This is a genomic window from Exiguobacterium sp. SH31, from assembly GCF_001816105.1.
Taxonomy (GTDB): domain Bacteria; phylum Bacillota; class Bacilli; order Exiguobacteriales; family Exiguobacteriaceae; genus Exiguobacterium; species Exiguobacterium aurantiacum_A.
In genome coordinates this window covers 37,278-44,618 of sequence record NZ_LYTG01000061.1, presented here as the reverse complement: position 1 = coordinate 44,618, position 7,341 = coordinate 37,278, and the positions used below count along the sequence as shown (strand labels likewise).

6 protein-coding genes are annotated in these 7,341 nt (G+C 52.3%); 1 reads left to right on the top strand and 5 read right to left on the bottom strand.

Going from position 1 to position 7,341, the window contains the following annotated elements:
* Nucleotides 1-28 precede the first annotated feature (28 nt).
* The 5 genes from A6395_RS16100 to A6395_RS08995 all read right to left on the bottom strand — a co-directional run bounded on the left by A6395_RS16100 (nucleotide 29) and on the right by A6395_RS08995 (nucleotide 3,427).
* Entirely contained in the window at nucleotides 29-196 is a 168-nt protein-coding gene (locus tag A6395_RS16100; protein WP_016507944.1) for a hypothetical protein, read from the bottom strand.
* 1 nt (nucleotide 197) lies between these two features.
* Nucleotides 198-401, bottom strand: a complete 204-nt coding sequence (locus A6395_RS09010) for a YwbE family protein (RefSeq protein ID WP_016508010.1) — start codon at nucleotides 399-401, stop codon at nucleotides 198-200.
* A gap of 64 nt (nucleotides 402-465) precedes the next feature.
* The gene (locus A6395_RS09005) at nucleotides 466-798 is read right to left on the bottom strand and encodes a hypothetical protein (protein ID WP_071398750.1); all 333 of its coding nucleotides are present in this window, start codon (nucleotides 796-798) and stop codon (nucleotides 466-468) included.
* A gap of 48 nt (nucleotides 799-846) precedes the next feature.
* Nucleotides 847-2,502 (bottom strand): glycoside hydrolase family 13 protein, encoded by a 1,656-nt coding sequence (locus A6395_RS09000; protein WP_071398752.1) that lies wholly within the window; start codon nucleotides 2,500-2,502, stop codon nucleotides 847-849.
* A 169-nt stretch (nucleotides 2,503-2,671) separates the two neighbouring features.
* A complete protein-coding gene (locus A6395_RS08995; RefSeq protein WP_071398749.1) occupies nucleotides 2,672-3,427 on the bottom strand; it encodes an alpha/beta hydrolase in 756 nt (251 codons plus the stop codon).
* Nucleotides 3,428-3,813: 386 nt separating this feature from the next.
* Here A6395_RS08995 and A6395_RS08990 point away from each other — a divergent pair, with 386 nt between their 5' ends.
* Nucleotides 3,814-7,320, top strand: coding sequence for a lamin tail domain-containing protein (locus A6395_RS08990; protein WP_071398748.1), 3,507 nt, complete (start codon nucleotides 3,814-3,816; stop codon nucleotides 7,318-7,320).
* Nucleotides 7,321-7,341: the final 21 nt, after the last annotated feature.

Below are 7,341 nucleotides of genomic sequence, written 5' to 3'. Positions count from 1 at the left end.
CAGTCGCTCGCATGAGCAACTGCTTGATTTATACGCCGGTCCGTTTCTTCTGGTTGTTCGGCTTTTTCGTCAACTGGTTCGTCAACGGTTTTTGCTTCGTCCCACGAAGTCCTGTCGGCACTTTCGTTTCGTTCTGTTTCTTCTCGGCGAGTTTTTGCTTCATCGCCTCTTGGAAACTCAATTTCTTTTCACTCATATCATTCACCTCCAGCTTCGATCACTTTTACCCGACCGACCTGTCCATCGTTTAAGCGTACTTTAATGCCGTGCGGGTGACTTGGCGAGTTCGTCAAAATGTCTTTGACGACGCCTTTCGTCAACTTCCCGCTCCGCTGATCTTGTTTCAGGACGATCTGGACGTGGAGTCCTGGGCGAATGTCCGCGCGTTTCTTACCATCCATACCCGACACCCCTTTCCGTATAGTCAACCTCTATCATATGCTCTTTTCCCGCATTTGTCACAGTCTATTCAAACGGACCGAGCTGACCAAGCGTTTTCGTCAAATAACTTTGATCGGTCGCAAACGTCGTCTCGCCTTGTCCCCACGCGATTGAGACATCGACCCGTCCCCTGTTGAACGCAATCGTTAAAATCGTCCGGCCGCTCTCATTTTGAAGTTGGGCCTTACCACTCAATTGCTCATACGCTTCGGTAAGGTCTCGTCCAAACGAGACATAGTCAGCCGTCCGGATTATTTCTGCGTCGCGAGCGAGGACAAGTTTTAACGTCGTACGATTAGCCTCGGCAATGATGAACCGAACCGTGACGTCGTCGTTCCCGAGTTCGATCTGATGCATACTGATCCCCTCCTAAAAGACACCTCCCGAATGGAAGGTGTCTCATCATTATAAGCGATATAACCGGGCTTCAAACGGCTTCAGCATGAACGTGTCTTGCTCGATCGGTTCCGGATCCACCTCATTCGTCAAGACGAGTGTCGCCTCGTCAAGACCAGCGAGCGTCGTCTCGGCCGGATTCGCCGTCAAGTTAACGAGCACATAAAAGCATTGTTGCTCGAACTTGCGCTCATACGCGAATACTTGCAGATGTTCCGGCAAGAGATCGCGGTAACTTCCATACGTGAACGTCTCCTCGGCTCGGCGCAGTCGGATCATCGCCTTGTAGAACGACAGAATCGAGTTCACGTCTTTAGACTGTGCTTCCACGTTCAACGTCTCATACTCGGCATGGATCGGCATCCACGGGGTGGCTGACGAGAAGCCGCCGTGTGGCGAGGCGTCCCATTGCAATGGCGTCCGGACGTTGTCGCGCGACGTCCCCCACACGTGTTGCATCGAGTCGATTTCACTCATCCCGTTCGCGATCCGTTCGAAGTACTCGTTCTTTGTCGCGACGTCATCGTAGTCGTAGATCGATGGCAACGGCACGTTCTTCATACCGATTTCTTGCCCTTGATAGATGAACGGTGTCCCGTGCATGAAGAAGTACATCATTCCGAGCGCGGTCGCACTCTCGCGCCAATAGTGGTTCTCGTCCCCGACGAGCGAGACGGCACGCACCATATCATGGTTCTCGATATAGAGGGCGTTCCACCCTGTTTCAAGCAACCCTTGTTGCCATTTGTCAAAAATACGTTTCAGTTTGACGACGTCAAGCGGGGCGAGCCGGGACTTGCGCATAATATCGACGTGGTCAAAATGGAACGCCATGTTCATCGCCCCGTTTTCCGGTCCCATCCACAGGTCGGCTGCTTTCGGCTCGATTCCGTTCGTCTCCCCGACCGTCATGATATCGTACTTGGCGAACGTCTCGCGCTTCATCTCTTGGAGATAATCATGAATCCCCTCGATATTTGAATACATCGAGAACGCCGTGACGTGACGTTTGCCATCCGGGGAAGGTAACATCGTCTCGGTCGGCATCTTTTTAATGTGGCTGATCGCATCGACCCGGAACCCGTCGATTCCTTTATCGAGCCACCAGTTGATCATATCGTAGACCGCACCGCGCACTTCTTCATTCTCCCAATTCAAGTCAGGCTGTTTTTTAGAGAACACGTGAAGGTAGTGCTGCTCGGTCGCCGCGTCATATTCCCAGGCCGAGCCGCCGAAAATGCTGGCCCAGTTGTTCGGTGGCTCGTCTTCTGATCCGTCTCGCCACATATACCAATCCCGCTTCGGATTGTCTTTCGAACTTTTCGATTCGACGAACCATGGATGTTCGTCTGACGTATGGTTGACGACGAGGTCTAGCAATAGCTTCATCCCTCGCGCATGGACCGCGCTCAGCAACGCATCGAAATCTTCCATCGTCCCGAACTCTTCCATAATGTCTTCGTAATCACTGATGTCATAACCGTTGTCATCGTTCGGTGATTTGTACATCGGACAGAGCCAGATCACATCGATGCCGAGATCTTCCAAGTAATCAAGCTTTTCGATAATGCCACGGAGGTCGCCGATGCCGTCCCCGTTCGAATCTTTGAAACTACGCGGGTATATTTGATAGGCGATGGCTTCTTTCCACCATGCCCGGGCGATGCCTTGCTTCTCACTTTGTCTGAACGCCGTCTCCATACGTCAAATTCCTCCTAAGCCTACGATTAGTATCAATGAAGGTACATACCACTGTTTGGGTAAATCTAATCTTACAATAGCATTAGTGCAAGCGTTTGCAAAGAAGCGCAAATAAAAAATGCAGTCTTAGAGACTACATTTGTTCAATCGGCGTCACTTGTTCACAGAACGTACCGATCGCGTCAGCTAATCGACCACGATCATGGTCCAGCGTCGCCACATGGTACGATTGCTCCAAAACGATACGTTGTTTCGGCGCCTGAATCGTGTCATACAACCACATCGAATCTTCCGGCGGGACGACGTGGTCGACAGCGGAATGGATGACGCACGTCGGAACGTCCACGTCCGACGCGCGAGGCCGAACTTCCTCGATCAAAGCGAGCAATTCGCGAATGGCCGACGTCGGTACTTTGTCGTAGACGATCTCATACACGTCATTCGCCTTGATATCCGGTTCGTCCTCGTCGATGAAGCGACAGACATCTTCAGCCGCATGACACGCATAGCCCGGTACAGACAACGCCGCGTTGATCGTGATGACGGCGTCGGCAAGGCCGGCGAGCGCGGCTTTTAAGGCGAGCGTCCCACCCATCGATTGTCCGACGACGATGACGTGACGACATCGCTCGCGCAAGAAGCGGATACCTGCTTCCATGCTCTCATACCAGCACTTGTTCGTCGAACATCTAAAGTCCTCGGGGTCGGTCCCGTGCCCCGTCAAGCGAGGGGCATACACTGTGAAGCCCTTTTCCATCAAGTCGATCCCGACATCGCGCACGCTTTGTGGCGTCCCATTAAAACCGTGACATAATAATATCCCGGTTTGATTCCCTTCATAATAAAACGTCCCCGCTCCCGGGATGACCGGATAAGTAGTCGTCGTCATTCGTTTCCTCCCTATTAATTCACAGTTAACCGATACACTTAATTTGTATTAATGAATTGTAAGAGTTCATGGCCTTGTCGTCAACCTAAAAGGGAAAAATCCAAAAACTCATTACCTTGTCATTAAAATGTAATAGGAACTTCGTGAAAAGGAGATTGAGTTCTAATGTCTGCTTGGTTATGTTTAACATGTAGTTGCAAAGTTGGTAAATGATAGTGAAATACACCAATCGATGGAGTCGTAACGAGCCATTTTCGTGGGTAATAGTCGATTAATGTAAGCGTTATCATTTCTGTATTGACTAGGAGGGGGCTGAACGCTCAACAAGTGACCAAATGAATTGAGAAATCGTATCGGCCATCTACATACCAAAGGGAGACTACAACATGGGGAAACCAAAAGCACGTTCACTCAAACAAATGACCGGCCTCGCTTTATCAGCCGGACTGATCGTCAGCAGCATTACGCCGATCGCGGCAAACGTACAAGCCGAAACGTTGAACGCAGCAGACTTATTCATCTCGGAGTATATTGAAGGCTCAAGCAACAACAAAGCGATTGAATTGTTCAACGGAACCGATTCAGCGATCGATCTCTCTGCCTACAAGCTCGAACTGTATTCAAACGGCGGGACGGCTCCTGGCACGACGCTCAACTTAACGGGGACCCTCCAACCGGGTGGCACGTATGTCATCGTCAACGGCAGTGCGAGCGAGGCGCTCAAGGCAAAATCAAATGCGACGAGCGGCGTGACGAATTTTAACGGTGATGACACGCTCGTCTTGAAAAAAGGTGACACTGTGCTCGACGTCTTCGGTCAAATCGGTGTCGATCCAGGCACAAAATGGGGAACAAGCGTCGCGACCGCTGACCAGACGTTGATTCGTAAAGATACGGTCACGACCGGAGATGCTAACGGCACAGATGCGTTCGATCCGGCCACCGAATGGAACTCGCTCCCGACCGATTCGTTCACGGATCTCGGTAAGCACACGTTCCAAGGTGTCGAGTATGGGGATGGCGGGTCGGAAGAACCACCGGCACCAGTGGCACCAATTTCGATCAATGATGCCCGCACGAAAGCTGAAGGCGAGACGGTCACGATCAAAGGTGTCGTCACGGCAAAACTCGCCAATACGATTTCAATCCAAGACGCGACTGGCGGCCTATCGGTCCGAGCGACTTCGCTCGCCGTCAACGTCGGTGATGAAGTCGTCGTCACGGGTGTCGTCGGTTCATATCGTGAACTCCTTCAATTGAACAGCGCCGTCGTCGTCTCAAAACAAGCAGCAACCGTTCCAAGCGCACAAGTATTGACAGGCGAACAGATCAATGAGGACGTCGAGTCAGAACTCGTCACGGTGAAGAACGTCACGCTCTCAGGCAGCGGTCAAAACTTGACGGCGACAGACGGGACGAAAGAATTCATCGTCCGCGACGAGCGCGGCAGTCTCGACTTACAGGCAGACGTCAATTACTCATCGATCACCGGAATCGTTCAACAATTCGATGATGCCTATCAAATCATTCCGCGCGACACGTCTGACACGGTCATCGACGCATCTGTCCTCCGCCCTGCGACAGCGAAGCCAGGCGCCGGCACATTCGTCGGACCTCAAGACGTGATGCTTTCGACGACGACTGCGGGTGCTGACATCTATTACACGCTCGACGGGTCAGACCCGAAAGTGAACGGGACACGTTATACAGGTCCAGTCCGCATTGAAGAGACGATGACGCTGAAAACTGCCGTCAAGTCAGGCGATGCGTTCAGCCCGGTAACGACGTACGAATATAAGATCACGGACAAAATTCGCATCCATGACATCCAAGGCGCGAGCCACACGTCACCGATGAACGGACAGACGGTCGAAGGCGTCGAAGGTGTCGTCACGTACACGTTCGTCTCGATGGGCACGACGTATTACTACATCCAAACGCCTGACATGGAAGCCGACCAAGACGCACGCACGTCAGAAGGAATCATCTTGTATGGTGGCCGTTCGATCGCCGGCATTCAAGTCGGTGACCTCGTCAGCGTGAAAGGTCTCGTCAGCGAATACGCGATTGAAGGGTATAGCGATCGCCAACAGACGGACATGAAGATGACGCAAATCGATACACGCAACGGTAGTGTCAATGTCGTCAAGAGTGGTGTCACACTTCCGACTCCTGTGAAGATTGACGCGTCGAACTTGCCGACCGAGTTTATCGACAGCGACGCCCTCGCCGTCTTCAATCCGGACAAAGACGCCATCGATTTCTGGGAAAGCCTCGAAGGGATGCGCGTCGAGACCGGAAATCTCAAATCGGTATCGCCGCAACAAAACGGTGACCTCGTGACCGTACTCGAAAGCACGCCTACCGAGACGTTCAACGGAGGAATCCTTTTGAAGAAAGATGACGCAAACCCGGAACGTATCCAGTTCCGTCTCGAACCGAACGCAGAAGCGCGTGAGTTCGATGTCGCGACCGGTGACCGTTTCAACGGACCAATCGTCGGTGTCGTCGGTTATTCATATGGAAACTACAAAATTCAAGCAGGTCTCGATGAGATGAAAGCTGCCTTTGTCAAAGGTGATGCTAAGCGTGAGACGACATTCATCGAGGCAGAAGAAGACAAGTTGACGATCGCTTCTTACAACCTCGAGAACTTCTCGAACAACGTGAAGGAGACGTCGGACGAGAAGGCGCTCAAACTGGCGAAAGCGTTCGTCGAAGAGTTGAACAACCCGGACATCATCGGCGTGACCGAAGTTCAAGACAACAACGGTCAAAGCACAGGAGATGCTGCAGCTGACCAAAGCTATCAACGCTTGATCGATGATATCGTCTCAATCGGCGGCAAGTCGTACAAGTACGTCAACATCGATCCGGAGAACAATCAAGATGGCGGCGCACCGAACGCCAACATTCGTGTCGGCTTCTTGTACAATCCGGAACGCGTCTCGCTCACGGAAGGCATCCCTGCTGGTGACGCGACAACGGCCGTCGGTTACGAAAACGGCAAGTTGACACATAACCCGGGCCGAATCGCGCCACTCGACCCAGCATTCAACAGCTCACGTAAGCCGCTCGCGGCCCAGTTCGACTTCCAAGGTGAGAACGTCGTCGTCATCGCCAACCATTGGAACTCAAAAGGCGGCGACACCGGCTTCTTCGGTTCACAACAGCCGGTCGTGCTCGGCAGTGAAGTGCAACGGAAAAAAATCGCACAACTCGTCCACAACTTCGTAGCGGACGTGAAAGCCGATAACCCGGATGCGAACGTCGTCGCTCTCGGTGACTTCAACGACTTCGAGTTCTCAGACGCGCTTCAAATCTTCAAAGGTGACTTGATGACGAACATGGTCGAGAAAGTACCTGCTATCGATCGTTACTCTTACGTCTACCAAGGCAACTCGCAAGTGCTCGACCACATCCTCGTGTCGAACCGTTTGGCCGCTACGACCGAGATTGATATGATCCACGTCAACGCCGACTTCACAGAGATGTCAGGCCGGGCCAGTGACCACGATCCGGTCCTCGCGCAAATCGACCTTACACCAGAACCCGTTGTCGACGTGAAACGTTATACAGTCGAGAACAATAAGGCTGCCCGTCTTGTCCTTCAAGACGACTACATCGGCGTGACGATCGGTAAAGGCACGAACTTTAAGAACGGCATCTTCGTGCGCGGCGTTTACACGGAATTGACGGGTGACCCGCTCAAGAACGTCGTCGTTCAAGTGAAGCCGAAACAAGCCGGTTCCATCATCGATTTCAAAGGCGCGACCGTCAAAGAAGTCATCGTCGACGGAACGAACCTTGCAGAAATTCGTGGTGCCGAGAACGTCAAACGCATCACGTATACGAAAGGCGCATCTGCTAAAACAGTTGTCGTCAAAAAATAACGAACGCTACCGCAGACATCT

What these genes read in the sequence shown, in the direction of transcription:
- A6395_RS16100 (WP_016507944.1), bottom strand. Translation starts at nt 196, where the DNA reads ATGAGTGAAAAGAAATTGAGTTTCCAAGAGGCGATGAAGCAAAAACTC.
- A6395_RS09010 (WP_016508010.1), bottom strand. Translation starts at nt 401, where the DNA reads ATGGATGGTAAGAAACGCGCGGACATTCGCCCAGGACTCCACGTCCAG.
- A6395_RS09005 (WP_071398750.1), bottom strand. Translation starts at nt 798, where the DNA reads ATGCATCAGATCGAACTCGGGAACGACGACGTCACGGTTCGGTTCATC.
- A6395_RS08995 (WP_071398749.1), bottom strand. Translation starts at nt 3,427, where the DNA reads ATGACGACGACTACTTATCCGGTCATCCCGGGAGCGGGGACGTTTTAT.
- A6395_RS08990 (WP_071398748.1), top strand. Translation starts at nt 3,814, where the DNA reads ATGGGGAAACCAAAAGCACGTTCACTCAAACAAATGACCGGCCTCGCT.